The sequence below is a fragment of the Sphingomonas sp. Leaf28 genome (assembly GCF_001421685.1).
Classification (GTDB): Bacteria; Pseudomonadota; Alphaproteobacteria; order Sphingomonadales; family Sphingomonadaceae; genus Sphingomonas; species Sphingomonas aurantiaca.
Genome location: NZ_LMKX01000010.1, coordinates 1 through 19,247, shown reverse-complemented (window position 1 = coordinate 19,247; position 19,247 = coordinate 1). Strand labels below are relative to the sequence as shown.

Annotated in this window: 14 protein-coding genes, 1 pseudogene and 3 riboswitches; of the genes and pseudogenes, 4 read left to right on the top strand and 11 right to left on the bottom strand. The window is 60.6% G+C overall.

What is annotated here, in order from left to right:
- Nucleotides 1–210 precede the first annotated feature (210 nt).
- A complete protein-coding gene (locus ASE79_RS15540; RefSeq protein WP_056418689.1) occupies nt 211–1,959 on the bottom strand; it encodes a M14 family metallopeptidase in 1,749 nt (582 codons plus the stop codon).
- Between the two features lie 138 nt (nt 1,960–2,097).
- Here ASE79_RS15540 and ASE79_RS15535 point away from each other — a divergent pair, with 138 nt between their 5' ends.
- Nucleotides 2,098–4,347 (top strand): TonB-dependent siderophore receptor, encoded by a 2,250-nt coding sequence (locus ASE79_RS15535; protein WP_056418685.1) that lies wholly within the window; start codon nt 2,098–2,100, stop codon nt 4,345–4,347.
- A 108-nt stretch (nt 4,348–4,455) separates the two neighbouring features.
- Here ASE79_RS15535 and ASE79_RS15530 read toward each other — a convergent pair whose 3' ends face one another.
- The 3 genes and pseudogenes from ASE79_RS15530 to ASE79_RS20460 form a co-directional block, all read right to left on the bottom strand.
- Nucleotides 4,456–6,471: a TonB-dependent receptor gene (locus tag ASE79_RS15530; protein WP_082445369.1), complete on the bottom strand. Its 2,016-nt coding sequence runs from the start codon at nt 6,469–6,471 to the stop codon at nt 4,456–4,458.
- Between the two features lie 64 nt (nt 6,472–6,535).
- Complete coding sequence (gene mntR / locus ASE79_RS15525) at nt 6,536–6,994, bottom strand: manganese-binding transcriptional regulator MntR (protein WP_056418680.1); 459 nt, start codon at nt 6,992–6,994, stop codon at nt 6,536–6,538.
- A pseudogene (locus ASE79_RS20460) lies at nt 6,991–7,230 on the bottom strand (recombinase family protein); the annotation flags it as partial. The gene mntR and the pseudogene ASE79_RS20460, both read right to left, overlap by 4 nt.
- A 517-nt stretch (nt 7,231–7,747) precedes the next feature.
- Nucleotides 7,748–7,985: riboswitch (cobalamin riboswitch) on the top strand.
- Between the two features lie 168 nt (nt 7,986–8,153).
- Between ASE79_RS20460 and ASE79_RS15520 the strand changes: the two are divergent.
- Complete coding sequence (locus ASE79_RS15520; RefSeq protein ID WP_082445368.1) at nt 8,154–10,193, top strand: TonB-dependent receptor; 2,040 nt, start codon at nt 8,154–8,156, stop codon at nt 10,191–10,193.
- Nucleotides 10,194–10,255: 62 nt separating this feature from the next.
- On the opposite strand, the gene ASE79_RS15515 is transcribed toward ASE79_RS15520, so the two are convergent.
- Both ASE79_RS15515 and ASE79_RS15510 read right to left on the bottom strand, forming a co-directional pair.
- Entirely contained in the window at nt 10,256–11,284 is a 1,029-nt protein-coding gene (locus ASE79_RS15515; RefSeq protein ID WP_056418676.1) for a methionine synthase, read from the bottom strand.
- Between the two features lie 27 nt (nt 11,285–11,311).
- On the bottom strand, nt 11,312–12,295 hold the full coding sequence (locus tag ASE79_RS15510) for a putative oxygenase MesX (protein ID WP_056418674.1): 984 nt from the start codon (nt 12,293–12,295) through the stop codon (nt 11,312–11,314).
- Between the two features lie 124 nt (nt 12,296–12,419).
- Nucleotides 12,420–12,643, bottom strand: a riboswitch (cobalamin riboswitch).
- Between the two features lie 158 nt (nt 12,644–12,801).
- A riboswitch (cobalamin riboswitch) is annotated at nt 12,802–13,002 on the top strand.
- A gap of 104 nt (nt 13,003–13,106) precedes the next feature.
- On the opposite strand from ASE79_RS15510, the gene ASE79_RS15505 reads away from it, so the two are divergent.
- Complete coding sequence (locus tag ASE79_RS15505) at nt 13,107–13,871, top strand: acyl-CoA thioesterase (RefSeq protein ID WP_200910398.1); 765 nt, start codon at nt 13,107–13,109, stop codon at nt 13,869–13,871.
- Nucleotides 13,872–14,031: 160 nt separating this feature from the next.
- Here ASE79_RS15505 and ASE79_RS21065 read toward each other — a convergent pair whose 3' ends face one another.
- Nucleotides 14,032–14,289, bottom strand: coding sequence for a DUF6894 family protein (locus ASE79_RS21065; protein ID WP_146168888.1), 258 nt, complete (start codon nt 14,287–14,289; stop codon nt 14,032–14,034).
- 309 nt (nt 14,290–14,598) lie between these two features.
- Between ASE79_RS21065 and ASE79_RS15500 the strand changes: the two genes are divergently transcribed.
- The gene (locus ASE79_RS15500; RefSeq protein ID WP_082445367.1) at nt 14,599–14,958 is read left to right on the top strand and encodes a VOC family protein; all 360 of its coding nucleotides are present in this window, start codon (nt 14,599–14,601) and stop codon (nt 14,956–14,958) included.
- Nucleotides 14,959–16,340: 1,382 nt separating this feature from the next.
- Here the strand turns inward: ASE79_RS15500 and ASE79_RS22070 are convergent.
- The 4 genes from ASE79_RS22070 to ASE79_RS15485 form a co-directional block, all read right to left on the bottom strand.
- A complete protein-coding gene (locus ASE79_RS22070; protein WP_416354519.1) occupies nt 16,341–16,661 on the bottom strand; it encodes a TetR/AcrR family transcriptional regulator in 321 nt (106 codons plus the stop codon).
- Nucleotides 16,662–16,757: 96 nt separating this feature from the next.
- Complete coding sequence (locus tag ASE79_RS15495) at nt 16,758–17,372, bottom strand: tetratricopeptide repeat protein (protein WP_235516968.1); 615 nt, start codon at nt 17,370–17,372, stop codon at nt 16,758–16,760.
- A gap of 203 nt (nt 17,373–17,575) precedes the next feature.
- Nucleotides 17,576–18,019 carry an outer membrane protein assembly factor BamE domain-containing protein gene (bamE, locus tag ASE79_RS15490; protein ID WP_056418667.1) on the bottom strand — a complete coding sequence of 148 codons (444 nt, stop codon included), beginning with the start codon at nt 18,017–18,019 and terminating at the stop codon, nt 17,576–17,578.
- Between the two features lie 49 nt (nt 18,020–18,068).
- Nucleotides 18,069–19,247: YadA family autotransporter adhesin (locus ASE79_RS15485; protein WP_200910397.1), on the bottom strand; the 1,179-nt coding region annotated here is incomplete at its 5' end.

Below are 19,247 nucleotides of genomic sequence, written 5' to 3'. Positions count from 1 at the left end.
CGTATCATACGGCGTTGTTACTGCGTTGCAACATCGCATGGTGAGAAAGGGGGCTGGGAGCGCGCGACACGCGGGTCGGCGCTTCTGACGACTATCCCTTTTTGAACTATTCGTTCGACAGGTTCTTCATCGCTCTGGTGCCAGAACCAGTGGTTGTGGCCCTGGCAAGCCAGCAAGCGACTTCCGCACCTTTGGGAAGCGATACCGCGGTCACTCCTCACGGCGGACGGGATAGACGCGCACCTGACTGTTCGGTAGCCGCTCCGCGAACCAGGTCAGCCGCGCTTGCGGATCGGCGGCAAATTCCGGCTTGGCAGCGAGCTTCGCTTCGAATGCCGTACGCAGCGTTGTGTCGGCCGCGAGCATCGCTTCGGCCAGCGGCGCCGACACGAACGCTTCCGCCACTTGCGCCCCTGCCACTACCTCGGGAAAGAAGCCCCAGGCAAGGAACGAGTCCTGGCTTTCCGGCTCCAGCAGCGACGCGGCAAGCAGCCCCAGCGGCTGGTCGGCTGGCACGCGCAGGCTGCCGGCTGGCATTGTCTCGCGGACGGAAGCGTGAACAAGCCGCGTTTCTACCGGCACGCGGCCTTCACTCGGCGCTTTCAACTTCGGGTCGAGCAAAGTGGTGCGATCAAGCGTCATCGCCCGCGGCGCGGGAAGCACCTCGAAGCCGATACCGTGCAGTCGCAGCCGGTCGATCACCTCCGTCTGTGCAGGCGGCACCCACCAGGCGGTGGGTAGCCGCACCGTTTCAGTCGGCTCCTGCCCGATGATCGGCATGCGCCAGGTAACGGGCCGACCCAGCCAGCGCTGTTCCAGCCGCCCGGTCGCGGGCGATCGATACCATTCGAACGCAACTCCCTTGAAATTCTCGACCCACCCGATCGGCGTTTCTCGCGGTTTCCACTTCGTCATCAGTGTCGCCGGGCGGCTTGCCCGGTCCGCAGCCTTGGCAGCCGCGATTTGCTTCGCGTCGCGTGCCGCGACCCTTAACGCCTCTTCCAGGAGCACATAGGTGCCGAGCACGCGCTGCCGATAGGGCTTGAGCATGTGGTTCTCGACCAGCACCGTCGGCATGCCGATGAAATCGCCATAACCGGTGGAATAGCGCGGCCCTTCGGGGCTGTAGCGGATTCCGCGGGTCGGATTCCGCGTATCAATCGGGCTGGGGTATATGATCGGCGTGTGGCCGGACGCGGTCAGCGCGCTGGACACCGCCGGGCCGAACCGCGTCTGAAGCCAGTCGGCGGTCGCGCGATGGCGCGCATACGTCCCCCACCCCGCATAGGTGTAGGTCACGTCATACTGCATGTCGAAGCCTTCGCTGACATGGCAGTCAATGTAGAGGATCGGGTCAAGCGAGCGGATCAGCCCGATCATCGCGCGCGTTTCGGGCGCGTCCGCCTTGGCATAGTCGCGGTTCAGATCGATGCTGCGTGCGTTGGCATCGGTACCCTTTTGCGCCGGCCCGCGCACATGCACGAAATTGTACGCGCTGCGCTGCTCGTGCCCATCGACGTTGTAGATCGGCACGAACACCAGATCGACGCGATCAAGGAGGCCGTCCTTGCCGCGCAATGCTATGTCCCGCAGCAACATCAGTCCGGCGTCCTTGCCGTCGATCTCGCCGGAATGAATGCCCCCTTGGACAAGCACGACCGGCTTGCGCGCGGCACCCTTGTGCGCTCGGACCATCAGGAGATCACGTCCTTCCCCGCTTCTACCAAACGTCTCCATTTTCAAAAGCGGCGATGCTTTGACGAGCCTTTTCAGCCAGGCTCGTGTCTCGGCATAGGTGGGAGTGGTTTGGAAACCGGCACGTTCGGCCGGCGTGATCCAGGGGTCGTCCGCGCCCACGATCAGTCGCTCGCTCGCTCCCGACCAAGGCAACACAGGGGGCAGAACGCTTTGAACATCAACTGCTTGCGCGTGCGCAGGCGACGAGAGCGGCAGCAACACTGTGGAGAGCAGGAGGGCGAAGCGGCAAGTTCCACGCGAGGATCCGAAGAGGACACGATGAGATAACATATCTTTCCTCTTGCATGATTTGCTGCGCAGCAGCAAGAGCTGCCGATTAGTTCCACGAAGGGGGATAACGTGGCGACGCAATGGAAGATGATGCTACTGACAGGGGCGGCGCTGCTGACGGCAGATCGCGCGGCAGCACAAGCCGCGAAGGCGATCCCCGACGATCAGGCCGGGGCGACCGAAACGGCCGACGGCAATGCCGACATCACCGTGACTGGCCTGCGCCAGCAGTATCGCGGCGACGTGCCCTTGCGCGAACTGCCCCAGAGCGTGCAGGTTCTGTCCGCCGAGAAGCTCGCCGATGCCGGGATCGTCCGGCTCGATGACGCGCTCGATTTCGCCAGCGGTGTTTCGCGCCAGAACAATTTCGGCGGGTTCTTCGACAGTTTCTCTATTCGCGGCTTCGCGGGCGACGACAATACCGCGAGCAGTTACCTGCTCAACGGCTTTCCCGCCTCGCGCGGCTATGGCGGCATCCGCGACACATCGAATGTCGAGCGGATCGAGATACTGAAAGGCCCGTCTTCGGCGCTATTCGGCCGCGGCGAACCGGGCGGCGCGATCAACATCGTTACCAAGAAGCCGCAGTTCGATCGCTTCGCGGCGGGCGTGACCGCGGCCTATGGGACCTTCGATCGGTTCCGGGGCGAGGCGGATATCAACGCGCCGATCGCCGGCAGTGTCGCGCTGCGTGTGACCGGCGCCTATGATGAGGGCGACAGCTTCCGCGATTTTGTGCATTTCAAGAAATATACGGTGACGCCGTCCGTCCTGGCCGCGCTCGATCGCGACACTCGGCTGTCCTACGAACTGGAATATGTGCGCCAGGAAGCGCCGTTCGATCGCGGCATCGCGGCCGTTGACGGCGATCCGCAGGGCTTGCCACGCGGGCTCTTTCTTGGGGAGCCAGGCGACGGCGACATCGTCGTCGATGCATTGGGCCATCAGGTGCAGCTCCAGCATGACTTTAGCACGCGCTGGTCGCTGCTGCTCGGTGGCTCCTATCGCAACACCAGCCTTGAGGGTTTCTCCAGCGATCCCGAGAATGTCGACGGGCGTCAGCCCTATTTCAGCAACGCTGCCGTTGCGACGACGCCGATCCTGTCGCGCCAGCGGCGGTTCCGAAACTATGACACCAGGAATCTGGTGTTCCGCGCTGAACTGAGCGGGCACCTCGACACCGGTAGCATCCGACATCACCTGCTGTTCGGTGCTGATTACGACGAGTTTGACCTGGCCACCCGTCAGGACCGGTTCCGTCCCGGCACCGGTGCGAACGCGCTGAGTGCGTCGGCGACGCCTGCCCAGCTCGCCGGTGCGAACGCGATCAACGTCTTTGCACCCGTTTATGGCAATTTGCCCTCACTCGTGCCGTTCACCGATCAACGCGAGCGGCAGTGGAGTTGGGGACTGTATCTCCAGGACCAGATCGATATCACCGACGCACTGAAGGTACGCCTCGGCGGTCGCTACGATCATCTGGAACAGCAAGTCGATTTCCGCATCCGCAGCGGGGCCGGCGTACCAGCGCTCGCCGCACGGCAGGTGCAGCAGCGTTTTAGCCCGCAGGTCGGTATCGCCTATGTCGTGGGTGTGCCGTTGACCCTTTACGCCAGCTATGCCCGCGGCTTTCGGGCGAATGCCGGCACGGGCGCACCTGACACGCGCGGCGCCGCCACGTTGTTCCAGCCCGAATATACGCAAAGCTATGAAGTGGGCGCCAAGTTCGCCGCCCTTGAGGAGCGGCTGACTGGAACGATTGCGCTGTTCCAGCTCGACAAGGAAAATGTGCTGACCGCCGATCCGACCAATCCCGGATTTTCGCGCGCATTGGGCAAGGCGCGCAGTCGGGGTATCGAGTTCGATGCGGACCTGTCGCTGCCTGCCGATCTGCGGCTAGCTGTGACCTTCGCCTATCTCGATGCGGAAGTCAGAGCCGCGGCATCGGATCCCAATTTCGGTTACCAACTGCGTATTGGCGATCCGCTCATAAACATCCCGGAAACCAGCGGCTCCGCGCTGCTGTTCAAGGACTTTACCTTGGGTGATCGCACGCTGACGATCGGTGGCGGCGTCAACTATGCGGGTCAGCGGCTTGGCGAGACCGGGTACCGTTTTCCGGACGGTTCGTTCTTCAAGCTGCCGGCCTACACGACAATCAGGCTCCACGCTGCCGTAGACGTGACCGCTACTGTCCGGATCTCGGGTGAGGTCACCAATCTGTTCGATCGGGACTATTCGTCCAGCAGCTACTCGCGGGTGTGGATCCAGCCTGGTGCGCCACGCCAGTTTCTGGTGCGCGCCGGCTTCAAGATTTGATGGCCCCCTGTATGGCCCGCGCGTGTAGTTGTTTGTCATATGGGAGACCGGTGAAAGGATGTTCGAAAACGTACGCTAAGCTCAGGGGTGGTCCGGTCTAGCACCTCGCTACAGCGTGATCGTCGCTCCGATGCGCAACATTCTGGGTTCGACAGTACGGCTGTGGATGCCTTCGATCCCGTCGACCGGTTCACCGGGCAGTCTTGACGCATAGTAATAGTCCGCGTCGGCACGCGCGGTGTCGAAGATGTTGAGCATCTCGGCGGTCACCTCGACGGGGCCGAACCGACGTGCCGCGCGCAGGTTGACGACGGTCGTGGCAGGGGACCGGACACTGTTGTCCTCGATCAAGGGATGCGGCCCCAGGTAGCGGACGCGGACCGCCGCATTGAAGCGACCGAAGATCGTGGCGAGGCCAAGCTCACCCGCCCCCTCCAGCGCGTTGGGGATGCGATCCCCGCCCGGCGCATCGACAAAGCGCGCATGATTGGTGGCGTAAACGGCATCGATCGCCAGCCAACGCACCGGCTTGAGGTAGGCGGTGACTTCATAGCCACGCCGTCGGCTCGGGCCGGTCGGGCTGACCGTGCCGTCGTCCCCCGAATAGACCAGTTCGCTCGACGCGCGGCTCCACCAGTGATCGATCGCCAGGATCAGCGGGCCGCGCTCGAACCGGGTGCCGACCTCGTATCCGGTCGCGCGTGCCAGGGCCGGCGTCGCATCGCCGGGCGCAATCACCCCGCGAATGGCATTGGAGTGAAACCCTTGGCCATAGTTCGCATAGATCGCCAGCCCGCGTGCGACCTGTATGTTCGCCCCGGCTTTCGGTGTCGCGATAGTGTCATTGACCGCCCCGGTGAACCCCGCGCCGGCGCGGGCGGTGGTGCGGAAACGGAAATGATCGATGCGCGCGCCTGCCAGCAGGCTGATCCGCTCGACGGGCTTCCAGCTGGCCTCAGCATAGCCGCTCAGCGATGTCTCGGTCGCATCCACTAGACTGGTGGTGCCGATCCGTTGGCCGAACTGCGTATGGTAGAGACCGAGGCGGTCGATACGGTCGGTCTGGCCGTCGGCCCCGATCGTCAGCGTGAGGGCGTCGGCGAGTTCAAACCGCCGCGCGATCCGCGCACCATAGGTCCAGCGATTCTCCGCTTGCTCCAGTTCGTCGCCGCGCACCGGGTCATTCAGGAAGAACGTGAAGTTGGATAGCAGATCGAACCGGTAATGCTGTGCATAGGCCGTCGCCGTCAGATGATCGCCGGTCAGGCCTATGTTGAACACCTCGCGGTTCGTACTGCCGCGCAGGAACGGGTCGAGCGTACCGAACCGGTCTGGGATCTGGTTGCCGATCGCACGGACCGGAATCTGCTCGGTCGGGCGCCAACGCGCATCGTAGAGCGACAGGCTGGCGCGCAGGGTGCCGATGCCGGTCTCCAAGGTATATTTGCCAAACGCGCCGACATGGTGCAGCCGTTCGAGCAACTGCCAGCGCCCGTCGTTCGCCTTCACCTCGGTGGCGAGCAACAGCGTGCCCGGTCCGATATCTAACGACCCGCCGACCGCGAGCCGGTGATAGCCGTAGCTGCCCGCCGTCACCGAAGCGAACGGACGCTCGAACCGATCCAGCGTATCGAGAGATGCCGCGGCGACGAACGAGAAATCGCCATCCGCCGCCCGGTACGGGCCTTTGCGATACGCTATGTGATCGACCGTTTCCGGGATCAGGCCGTTCAGGTCGAGATAGCCGTGGCCGTGCGCATGACTACGCAGATTATACGGCATCCCGTCGATCGCGATGCTGAAGTCGGTGCCGTGGTCGAGGTTGTAGCCGCGGATGAGATATTGCGCGGCCTTGCCGCCCCCCGAATGCTGAACCGCGATCATCCCCGGCACGGCTTCGGCCAGTTCGCTGGTGCGCAACAGCGGGTGGACGCGCAGTTCGGCCCCCGAGACGACACCTTCGCTGGCGGACTGAGCCGTACCGATGCGGCGTTCGCTGCGTCCGGTCACCACGATATCTGAGTGATCGTGGTCGGGGGTCGATGCCGCAGATTTCGCTGGTGGAGCTGCTTCCTGCGACGCGGCGACAGGCGCGATCATCACCGTCAAGGCCTGTCCAAGCATTGCTCACTCCATACAAGGCTACATGATTTAGCCTCGGCTTAATTGTGGAGCAATGGCAATTCGACTAGCGATCGGCGACCAGGGTTTTCGTATGTCGGATGAAGGCTTCCAGGGTTTCCTTACTGACGTGATGCTCAATGCCCTCCGCATCCGCCTCGGCAACAGCCTCGCTCACTCCCAAGGCGCGCAGGAAGTCATGAACAATGCGATGCCGGTCCCGTGACATGGCCGCCACCTCGGCCCCGCGTTCGGTCAGGAAGATCGATCGGTAGGGCAGGCTTTCGACCAGCCCCTCCCGTTGCAGCCGCTGCACGACCTTGGCCGCTGTCCCATGGCTGACGCCGAGATGCTCGGCCAGATCGGTCAGCCGCGCCTCCCCGATCATCGCGATCAGGTCGCCGATCAGTTCGACATAATCCTCGGCGACTTCGGTGCGCTGCGCTTCGCGCATACGCCGAAAGGCGGCTGCGCGACGTGTGGCGTCGGGTAAAGCTTTTACCGGCATCTTCGGTTGAGTGGTCATGCGCTCGTCCTTTTGCGCGACAGCAGTTTTTCACCATCGGGTCTGATCTCACCTTGCGGAGTAACGTCCCGGTATAGCGTCTAACGCGTGACGCCGAGTTCGGCGCACAGGTCTGCAACCTTGGTTTCCGGCTTGCCCATCGCCGCCTGGGCGAGGCGCAGCTTGGCAGGTGTCATCTTGAACGGACGACCGCCATGCCGGCCACGTGCGCGGGCGGAGGCCAGCGCGGCGCAGGTAGCTGACGCGAGTGATCGCCGGCAGCACGGTCGGTGAAAGCCCGACCGCCATGACGAAGGCGATCAGGATGACGAGCTGAATAGGATCGATCGCACCGAGCGTTGCGGCTGACAGGCCCGCAAACGCGCACGGCATTTCAGCCTTGCCGTGGTCCCGCGACTTGCTGTGATCAGGCATGTCGCCGTGCATACCCGGCATTGCCATCGTCACGGCTCGAGGGGCGACGCCGGAACATAGCTCGATTGTGATCCGGCCGTGCTCGCTGCCGATCATGTACCCGGTCGGTACGAGCAGCTTGAGCAACAGCGTTGCCGCGCACACGAGGCCGCGAAGTAGCGTTGCGCTAGGAGGCGACGAACGGCGAACACCGAACGCGGGTAGCGCAGGCAGGCAGTCCTGTCATTGCCGTGTCGATCTACCCTGCAAACGGACGGGATCAGAGAAGGCCGAGGCTGTCTTGCCGATCGGAACCTTCCCCGGTACGCAATGTCCGTCAGGCCGGAGAAGTGTCTCCGACCCGACAATGATCGCGTTGGTGTCCCGAGAGGGACTTAATAGGGAACACGGTGTGGGAGACGCTCTCCCGAAGCCGAGGCTGTCCCTGCAACTGTAAGCGGCGAGCGAGACGTACATCGCGTCCTCTTCTGGAGGGTGCAGCCACTGGACCAACGCCGTAACGGCCGAGATCCGGGAAGGCCGTATGTCGAGCGACGACCCGTGAGCCAGGAGACCTGCCAGCGTCTGGTCGCTCTTGCTTTGGTCCAGGGGATGGTCGGGGCACGGTTCTTCCGTCTGAGCGACGAACGAGCGGCGGGGGTCGCATCGGTTCGTGTCGCGGGCGCTTGCGTCCGCCTGCCGACGCGCGCCGACCGTTCACAGCGGACGCCCCCGTCCAAAGTCGCTTGGCGCACGGGGGACGGACATGAAGAATCTGAGATTACGAACAAAATGGCTCGAATGCATAGCTATCGCTTCGGCATGTAGCACCACACCCGCATGGGCTCAGGGGCAAGACACCGAGGCTGTGCCGTCACAGGCACCAAACGACATCGTCGTGTTCGGCCGCGGCGAAGCGAAGATCGGTGTTGCGCATGCAGCGAGTGAGGGCACCGTCGCCGGGGCCGACCTTCTGGTTCGCCCGCTGCTGCGCGTCGCCGAACTGCTGGAAGCGATTCCCGGGATGGTCGCTGCGCAGCATTCGGGCAGCGGCAAGGCCAACCAGTATTTCCTGCGTGGCTTCAATCTCGATCACGGCTCGGACTTCACGACCTATATCGACGGGGTGCAGATGAACCTGCGCACGCACGGTCACGGCCAGGGCTATCTCGATCTCAACGGACTGATCCCGGAGATCGTCGCGCGCGAGGATTTTCGCAAAGGGCCATACCGTGCCGATGGCGGCGACTTCGCGCTGGCGGGGGCTGCGTACATGACCACGATCGATGGCCTCGCCCGGCCGTTCCTGTCGGTCGAGGGCGGCTCTTATGGCTATGGCCGGATCGCCGCGGGTGGCACGATCGACGGGATCGGCACCGGCAAACTGACGCTCGTCGCGCAGACCAAGGTCTATGACGGCCCTTGGGAGGAGCCTGAGCATCTGCGCCATGCCTCTGGCTTCGCGAAATATACTGCTCCAGCCGGTGCAGGCCAGATCGAAGCGTCGCTCAACGCCTACCGCGCGACCTGGCGTCCGACCGAACAAATTCCGGAGCGCATAATCGGTACCGCGCTCTGCAAGGACGTCTTCTGCTCACCCGATCCGACTGCACGCGGCGAGACCACACGGTTGGTCGGCAATATCGCGGTCCGCCAGCCGGACTGGCACGCCAATGTGTATGGTCAGTTCTACGACTGGTCGATGTATTCGAACCCGACCTACACCGATCCGGACGGGACCAGCGCGCAAATCCGCCAGTTCGACAAACGCTGGATCGTCGGTGCACGGGGCGAAAAGCGCTGGACGCTCGCGCCGACCCTCGCCGTCTCGCTCGGTACCGAAGAGCGCTACGACCATATCGGTAGCGTCGGTGTGTACCGCACCAGCGCGCGATCGTTCCTGTCATCGCTCGGCCGCTACCATGTCGAGGAAGCGTCGGCAGCTTTGTATGGCGAAGCGACATGGACGCCGGTTAAGGGCCTCCGCCTGATCGGTGGGGTCCGCGGGGACTATTATCACTACGTCGTTCGCGCGCGGGATCAGGCGGCGGTGTTGGCCGGGGAAGGCAGCGGCGACGACACGATCCTATCGCCCAAGGCATCGATCGCGTACTCGCCGACCGATCGGCTGGAGTTCTACGGCAACTGGGGACGTGGGTTCCACTCCAACGACGTCCGCGGCGCGGTAAACGTCGAAACGCCGGTGCCTGTGCTGGTCCGCGGCAACGGCCGTGAAGTCGGCGCCCGGTGGCAGTTACCCGGCATTACGCTGACCGCGACCTATTGGTGGCTCGACGTCGACAGCGAACTGCGCTTCGTCGGAGATTCCAACGCGGTCGAACCGACCGGTGCCAGCGAGCGTCGTGGCTATGAACTGGTGGCGTTCTGGCGGCCCAGGCCGTGGCTTGCGATCGACGGCAATTACACCGCGAGCCGGTCGCGGTACGACAATGGTGATCGCATTCCGAACGCCTTCGAGAACGCCGCATCCGCCGGGATCGCGCTGGTGCTCGATCCGTGGGAGGCAAGCGTTCGCGTCCGTCACCTCGGGCCTTATCCGCTGATCGAAGACAATAGCGTCCGGGATTCAGGAAGCACCGTCGTCAACGTCCGGGCGGCCCGCAAAATCGGCCGGTTCGAGGTGTATGGCGAGGTGCTCAACATTCTCGACAGCCGTGACAAGGACATCGCCTATTTTTACGAATCCTATATTCCCTCGTTTGACGCTTCAGGGCCAACGGATGGCCGGTTGAGTCGTGTGGTCGAACCACGAACCTTGCGTCTGGGTACCAGGGTCAATTTCTGACCTGGCCGAGGGCATCGCCAGCCTGGGACCCGTTCCGCGCTGGCGATGCAACACCGCCGTGATCAGCCGAGTATCTCTCGCCGCACAATTTCCGCGCCGGCACTCAGCGCCTGGAGCTTGCCCCGAGCGACGTCGCGCGACAGCGGCGCCATCCCGCAGTTGGTGGCGGGCAAGAGCTTGTCGGCATCGACGAAGCGCAGCGCATTGCGCAATGTTTCGGCAACCTGCTCCGGCGTCTCGATCGTGTCGGTCGCGACGTCTATCGCGCCGACCATCACCTTCTTGCCGCGGACGAGCTCGATCAGGTCCATCGGCACGCGCGAGTTCTGGCATTCGAGCGAGATGATATCGATCTTCGACCTTTGCAGGTTGGGGAAGGTTTCCTCGTACTGGCGCCATTCGGAGCCGAGCGTCTTCTTCCAGTCGGTGTTAGCCTTGATGCCATAGCCATAGCAGATGTGGACGGCGGTCTCAGCCGTCATCCCTTCGGCCGCGCGCTCCAGGGCAGCGATGCCCCAGTCGTTCGCCTCGTTGAAAAACACGTTGAAGGCGGGTTCGTCGAACTGGATGATGTCGACGCCGACCGCCTGCAGCTCGCGGGCTTCCTCGTTGAGGATGCGGGCGAACTCCCATGCCAGCTTCTCGCGGCTCCGGTAATGCGCGTCGTAGAGGGTATCGATCATCGTCATCGGCCCCGGCAGCGTCCACTTGATCGGCTGATCGGTCTGCGCGCGCAGGAAACGGGCGTCGTCGACGAAGACCGATTTCGGGCGCGATACGGCGCCGACGACCGTCGGCACGCTGGCGTCGTAGCGGTTGCGGATGCGCACCGTCTCGCGCTTCTCGAAATCGACACCGTCGAGATGCTCGATGAAGGTCGTGACGAAGTGCTGGCGGGTCTGCTCGCCGTCACCGAGGATGTCGATACCCGCCTGCCGTTGGTCCTTGACCGCGAGGCGGAGCGCGTCCTGCTTGCCAGCGACCAGCTCGTCGCCCTCCAGCTTCCAGGGCGACCACAAGGTCTCGGGCTGGGCGAGCCAGGAAGGCTTGGGCAGGCTACCCGCGGTCGTCGTCGGCAACAATGTCGTCATGATGCAAATACCTTCGTGTCGTGGGGATCAGAGGCCGCAGGTCGCGGACCAGCGCCGAAGCGCGGCACTGTGCGGCTTGATGAAATGCTCTTCGGCGAATTTGCCCTGCTCGACAGCGAGGCAACCACGTTCCTCGCGATCGTAGACGATGCGAGTCAGCGAATAGTCCTGATACTTCAGGCTCGGCTGATAATGCTCCGCCGCGACCGAGTTCGCATTGTAGATTTCAGGACGATAGATTTTCTGGAACGTCTCCATCGTTGCGATGGTGCTGGCAAGTTCAAGGTTGGTGTAGTCGCTGACAAGATCGCCGGTGTGATAGACGGCGAACGGCGCGACGCTGTGTGGCGGCATGAAGTAGCGCACCTTCATACCCATCTTGGCGAAATACTGATCGGTCGAGGAAAACTTGTCGTTCCGGTACTCGACGCCGAGGATCGGATGCACGTTGGCGGTCCGGTGATACACCTCCTTGCTCGACACGCTGAGGCAGATAACCGGGGGCTTGCGGAAATTGTCACGGTAGGCGCTCGAGCCAAGGAAGTGCTTGAACAAGTTGCCGTGCAGATCGCCGAACCCCTCTGGCGCACCGCCACCCCCAGCCTTCAGGTGGTCAGGCAGGACGACGCTGAAATCGTAGTCACGTACATAGGACGAGAAGTTGTTGCCGATCATGCCGTCGGATCGCTCTCCGCTGATCCGGTCGGTCACGGTCGTGTGCAGAATCTCGATCAGCGGGAAGGCTTCGTCGTCGGCACCATCCCCGAGCGTGAGCGCGGCCGAGACGATCTTCAGCTCAAGCGTGTAGCGATCACCCCTGGGATTATCCCAGTGCATCAGCGCGTTGAACCGATGGTCGATCATCACCAGCGTGTTGCGCAGATTCTCCTGTCGGCTGTCTCCGCGCGCGAGATTGGCAAAATTGGTGGTGATGCGCGTGTTGTCGGCCGGACGATAATCCTCGTCGAACGGGATACTGCTGATCGAGAATATGAACCCGCTATTCGTCATGACTCACCCTGGCTATGCGGGCGGGAGGTCAGGCGAAAGCGCGCAAGGCGTGAACAGGCCCGGATGGCGGCAAGCCACGGACCGTCGCATCAAGCGCGATCCACCGGAGGAACCCCCGTCCGAGGAACGTTATGGCGTCGAAGGCAGGTATCCTGGCTTACGGGTCAACGCAGTGGCTCCGGCCTTCCCAGGCTCCTTGCGAGAACCCAGTGACACGAAATGGAGCCGCCACTCGCCGCTTACAGTTGCGGGGGCAGCGCCGGAATCTGACCCGAAGGACACCACCGGCTTCCCGTCTTAGCCCCATCGCCATGCCTGGAATGGGGAACCTCGACGTGGCCGTTCGACACGAGCGAGCGATCATTGTCAACAAACATATAAAGATATCTTTATATGTTGATGAGGCGGCATGAGTGGAAGCATGGCGGACGGTGGTACGGCTACGCCCACCATGCCGTTCTCAGTCCGCGAAGCCACTTGGCCTTGACGTAAAGGGCCGTTTCCTGCGACCTCAGTGAGGTCAAGGTTCCTTCGCCGATTGGCCGAAGGCTAAGACGGGAAATCGGTTCGATTCCGATGCTGCCCCCGCAACTGTAAGCGGCGAGTAGAAATTCCCTCGTGTGCCACTGGCGCTTCCGCGCTGGGAAGGCCGGGATTTCGACGATGACCCGCGAGCCAGGATACCTGCCTTCGACGCCATAACGACCACCGGCGGGGTGCCCGGTCTGGCCGCTGCGTGCTGTAGGAAGAGGTGTACCTCTCCCGTTGGTCGCTGGCGTCTGGATGCCCTCGCGAATGATTGAGGACCAGGATGCCACAGGAACACCACAGCACCCCTATTCAGCTGATCGACATGGTCTTCCCCGGTGACGCCAATCACCACGGCACGCTGTTCGGTGGTGTGGCTCTGGCGCATATGGACAAGGTCGCCTTCCTGGCGGCCTCACGCCACGGTCGCGCGGCCTTCGTCACCGCCTCTTCGGAAAAGATCGATTTCGCGGCGCCTGCCCGGATCGGCGATATGGTCGAGGTGACAGGTTGCGTCGTGCGGGTTGGACGTAAGTCGCTCGACGTCGAGGTCGAACTGATCGCGGAGGCACCGGTATCGGGCGAACGACGGCTGTGTACGCGAGGCCGTTTCACGCTCGTCGCAGTCGGAAGCGAAGACCCTCTGCCACCGATGGGTGAGATGGTTCCGCATGATGCGGTGCAGCCGTTGCGAATGGTCGAAATGATTTTCCCGAACCAGACCAACCATTACGGCACCCTCTATGGTGGTGATGCACTTCGCATGATGGGCAAGGCGGCATTCATTGCCTCAACCCGCCAAGCCCGGGCGGTAATGGTTATGGCAGCATCTGACCGGATCGACTTCCGTTCCCCTATCCAGAAGGGCGAGATGGTCGAGCTAACCGCCGAAGTACGGATGACCGGGCGCAGTTCCGTGCGCATCAGTGTTGATCTTAGCGCCGAGGATTTAATATCCGGGGAACGACGACATGCGGCCACGGCTCTATCCACGATGGTTTCGGTTGATGAAAATGGTCGAGCGAAGCCGTTCGGTTGTATCGGATAGTACCGGGCCTTCAGCCCCCCAAACCTTCCCAAAAGGGAACCGCCAGTGAGACGGTGAGGGCGTTCTCGGAATCGATCCAATTTCGGGAATGTCTGGAACGGAGAGGAAAGCAGACCGCCTGCATTCGGGAAGGGGCGAGGGATAGCCGCCTATGGCTTTCTCAGATCAGCATCTTGAGGTTCAAGGTGGCGGGCGCGGCCGTGGAGCAAATCATTATCGTGAACATCGTTAGGTGGTTTACGTCCGATACCGTCATGACCCACTCTTCTCCGCCCCAGAACACCTCGCCCTGATCACGTATAAGTAGACCTGCATATTTTAGTGCGAAGCAACGGGCTGCAGCAAGCGACGGTAAATTCTCTCCGACACAGGGAATAGCCGGATTAGCATCGGCAATCTCGAAATAGTAAATTGGCATTAGAACTCCCGAAATTACGCGGGAGCACCAAGTCTCTCAGTCGCCGACAACCAACGATTTACCGTAAGCGAATACCGTAGGGCTTCGGTTCCACTGGGCGCATCTGACCTGACGGTCCGTCTGGTAGCTCATGTTTAATCGCATTTCGCTTGGTCTGCCGCCGAGGTAGACGATCAAAAAACGTCTGAAATTGGGCGAACTGTTCGGTGAGAGGTGGCTGGCAACACCCCAAGATTGTGGAGAGCTTGCGCTGCGATATTGTGGAGGACGACCACGTTGAGCTAGCTTATCAATGAGGCTGATCGGAGCATGGCGATGAACATCCAAGGCTTGTATGCGGTGGCATGTGTAACTGACATGGCTCGCGCCGAAGATTGGTATACGACTCTGCTTGCCCGACCCGCTGACGACCATCCTATGCCTACCCTGACGCAGTGGCGGAATATTGGCACGGCGGGTATTCAATTAATCTGCGATTTCGAGAAGGCTGGACGGTCCGTAGTTACGATCGTGACGCCCAATATGGGCGCGGAAAAGGACAGACTTACCGATCTGGGTCTCGATATCGGCCCGATCAGCTGGGGTAGTTTCGGCGCTATAGCCGAGATTGCTGATCAGGATGGCAACAGGATCATCATAGCGGAGCCCCCAAAGGATTTCACCGGTTGACGAAAGAGCTGATCTCACACGTCCACCATCATAATGGATACCGGACATATCCACCCGTTTAGCCCAAACCGTCTACTATTGGCATGTCACATACCGGCAAAGCCTAGAACGTTGGCCTTGTAATAACAGAACTTGTCATTTGCCCACCCCAACCTTTGCTAGAACCCGATTTTATAGGTTCGGAGCAAAAGTCGTGCTGAACCAATGTCCGCTTTCGCGGATGCAAATTACCCATCTTTGCGTCGGCGATTGGGCGATTGGGCGGTTTGGTCATTTTGGCCATTCCCAAAAGGGAACCGCCAGTGAGACGGTGAGGGCGTTCTCGGAATCGATCGAATTTTGGGAATAGCCGGGGTTGTTTACCGTTCGATCGTGAGGATCGCCGAACATCCCCAACGACTGGCCAGGGCTGTCCGCCAAACGCCACATACGTTCCAAGAGGTCGCTTCATCTTTGAGATTGTCTGGCCTCGCCGACCAATGGTACGACCACTTCGAACACCACCTCACTAGAGAAATATGAGATTTAGCTGTTCCACCGGTTTCATGCGCCAAAACACGCTAAATAAGCTGTGCGCCAAAGCTGGTCCGTGTCGGGGGCCCAACCGGTGGACCTCCTGACTCAACCCAATGTGAGGTGGAGATCGCTCGACTGCCAACCGTCGATGACCTTCCCGCTTAGTTCTGATCTATTACCCTATCCGAGATCGATAAGAATCGTATATTAATATCTAATGATATACCTGTTACTAACAAATCATTATAGGTCACTTACTAAAACCATATATTTCGGTGATAACGTCGTCAAATACGCTTCTTAGGCGAGATATCGTTTCATCTGATAAAACTAAGTCTTTTCCTTTTTCTATATCAAAAACTTGTCGGCTTTGAATTAGGTATTTTATCCAACGCGTACACGTTTCTACATTAGCGCCTAACTTATGGATTACCTCAGACTTGGATAATATTCTATTTTCTGCGTGGGCAACAAATAGGGTAAGCAAAATTATCCATGCGTGGTCATTAAACATATTACTAGGAAATAGCACATTACGATTCAGACGCGTAGATAGTATCATCTTTGCTATTTGCGCTCGCCGCTCATCACCATGCATTTGCCGCATATGATATAGATTAGTAATTTAGTATATAATCTAGATCAATTAGGTCAATTATTCGACGTAGTACGTTTTACTTTTGGGGATGCCTCTTGTACTAGTTGTCCTATAAATCTTAGGACTGAATACCGTTAATGTCCTGACGGTAAATTACCTCAGCTCCACCACCTCGATCGGAGGGAGCGACGCCACTTGGCAACCGCCAGTGAGCCCTGGCCTGCCATAGTTTTGGAGGAGATATGGTTGCAGACCCTTAGCCGGCTGGTCAGTGAGATACTCCGATTTTTCGCTGTCCATTTCGCGACATGGCATAGATTGAATTGTCGAATGTCACGCCTACGGGCTGCGAACTATGCCTTTTTGCAAGATGATCTGATATTTCTCTGCATATGTCCTCTTTGTAAAAGAAATGCTCTCGCAACTCAAAAATTAATATGTCAACGTTGGCAAAATATCTATACACCGCGGGACTGGTAATATTTGCTTTCTTAGCAAGATCACCAAGTTTTAGAGATGCAGTTCCGGTCATCTCAATAGTGCTTAGAGCTATATCTAGCAATTGAAGACGGCGCCTAACGTAGGTCATTCGTGTATGCGATCGAATACCAGGGGAAAATCTCACCATATAAATGGTCCCTCGATAAAATTACGGTATTGCGTCATCATTGCAATAAGAGTTGTATCATCTGCCCAAAGCCTCGCGGCCCAAAGCCCGACTGGCTGCAACTATACCCGCATCTGCCGCCTTACCGAGCAAGCTCCGACCGCGGATCGGGTCTTTCACGATCCCGGTGCCATTGAGGTACGCCAGGCCAAGAACGTACTCAGCTTGGGCATTACCGGCATTTGATGCGACGGTGATGAACCGGATGCCTTCCTCCGCTTTGCCATTCGCGATCAAGGTCAGCCCCAGGCGCAAGGCTGCTTCTCTGTGGCCTAACGCCGCCGCAAGCCGATAATATCTCATTGCGCGGTCTGGCGATTGATTTTCGATGCTGCGGCCGAGCTGATACAGCTGTTCGGATTCATTCAGCGTTTGGTCGACCGGCGTCGGCGTCGGTGCCTGCTTTCTCCATGTCCCGGAAGGCTTTCCGCTCGAACGCTCATACGTGCGCCAGAGGATAGTGGTACCGACCGCCAGGTCGACTTTTGCCGCCCCACTGCGCCCGCCATCGGCCATCAAAAATCGAGTAGGTATCCCGCCTTTTACCGACCTCGTAGCGGTCACAAAGCCTTTCGCCTCAAGCTGCGCGACAACGGCCATCTGATAATAGCCTTGAGGTTCACCGACGATCAAGACGGCCCCCGGCTTTACCAAAGCTGCCACTTCTCGCGCCGTGTCTTCGGCAAAGACGTGCGCGTCGACGGGGGGCGTTTGAGCCGTGCTGACCGAAACAGGTGCCGCCAGAAGCGCGGCAGCGAGGCGTAACGTGGGCTTGCACCAGGCCAAGCCGTTAGGTCCGCCGCGTCGGATCACACAACGGTTCCGCCGTCCTGACGTCATCCCGCACCTACCCGGTCGGCACATGCCGACGTCTGCCAAACAACCCGCAGCACGATCGGCCGACGGCTAGCCAGCGGCCCCTGCTGGGGAGTTCCGAAGACCACCTGCATCCGGCAGCGCATCGGGTCGTCGCCTGTTGCCGTAAGATTCAGGATGTAATTGAATGTGCGCGTCATGGTCTCGCCGAAATGCGGCGCGCCGACGATGCGGTAGACTGCGTCCTTGTCCATACCTGGCACAATCAATCTGACTATTGAAGGCTGGATGACGATGCCCTTTTTCCGATCATAAGCGGACTTTGTCTTGAACGCGCTGCCATCGACGAGTGGTCGTGGGGATGGCGCAGACATAGTGGGGACTTGGGAAAAGGCCGCGCCCTTTGGTACGAGGAGGCTCGCCGGCGCGGCCAAGGCAAGGATCAAACTGACATACTGCTTCATGATGGTTCTCCGCTGGAGGAGCGGGTCACGTGACGCGACCCGCTATTAGTCAGAACTGGTACCCGATGCCTGCGTTGGCACCGCTGTTTCCACGCGTGTCGCGGTTGACGCCGGCCTTCAGAATGGTGTGGCCGTCGTCGAAGATCCGCGAAACGCCAACTGCGAAGGCGGCCTGACCACGGTATGTACCAACGCCTCCCGCAACGAGGCTCTTGCCCGGTTCGAAGGCCTGGGGAAGCGCCGCTGAAGCCAACGCTCCGGCCGTGCCAGCGTTTGCGTCACGCTTGTAGGTCTGTAGATCGAAGTTGACCGCGTTGATCCGTACGTCGGTATACTCATTAGCTGCTGCCAACGTGCTCGCCAGTCCGGATCCCAGTTGCCCGACGTTGACAGCGTCGGTCGCCAAGGTACCTGCGGCAACGTTGCGAAGGGCGACCGGCGATCCGCCGCTGTTCAGCGTGACCCCAGTGCGCGTTGCATCATCATATTGCACTGCGCTTTGCCCAAGTGTCGCGAGCGCTAGGTTGGTGGCGGCAAGCTGGCCACCATTGACCGCCTCTGTCGAACCGGCTGCGAGTAGACCGGCTGCGACGTTCGCCAGCGTCTGTGCGGCGCCTGGGGCAGCGCCTGAAGCGCCTGCCGCCACTAAGTTAAGCCGGTCGCCAGTGCCAGGGCGCTGAACGGCTCCGATCGTGCTGCCGCCTACAATAGTGGTAAGTGCTGAGATGCTGCTGTTGGTAGCGGCAAGCTGCGAACCGTTTACCGCATCAGTCGATCCGGCAGCAATTGACCCCGCCGCGACGTTCGTCACCGTTTTCCCGCCAGCATTGATCCCCGTGGTCGTAAGGCTCGGGCCGCCAGCGATTGTGAGACCGGCTGCGTTGATGACCGTGCCACCGGTCGTCAGACTGTCAGCCACCAGGTTCGGGTTGGTCGCGATCGTAAGATCGGTACCGCTCTGACTGATCGAGATGTTGTTACCCGCCGTGATCGTCTGCCGCGTGCCCGGTGCGACGTTGGCAACCGCGGTGCCCGTCACTGTACCTGTACCCGTCTGGGCGGTCGTGATGTCAAAGCCCCGGTTTGCGACCGCTGCCGTATTGGTGATGGCGGTGGTATAGTTGTCGAACGCGCCTTGCACCGTGGTAGCGGTCGTCCCACCCGTGGTGGCGTAGGTCGGCCCGGTATAGGTACCGTCGGGATTGACGGTACCGCCGATGACGCCCGC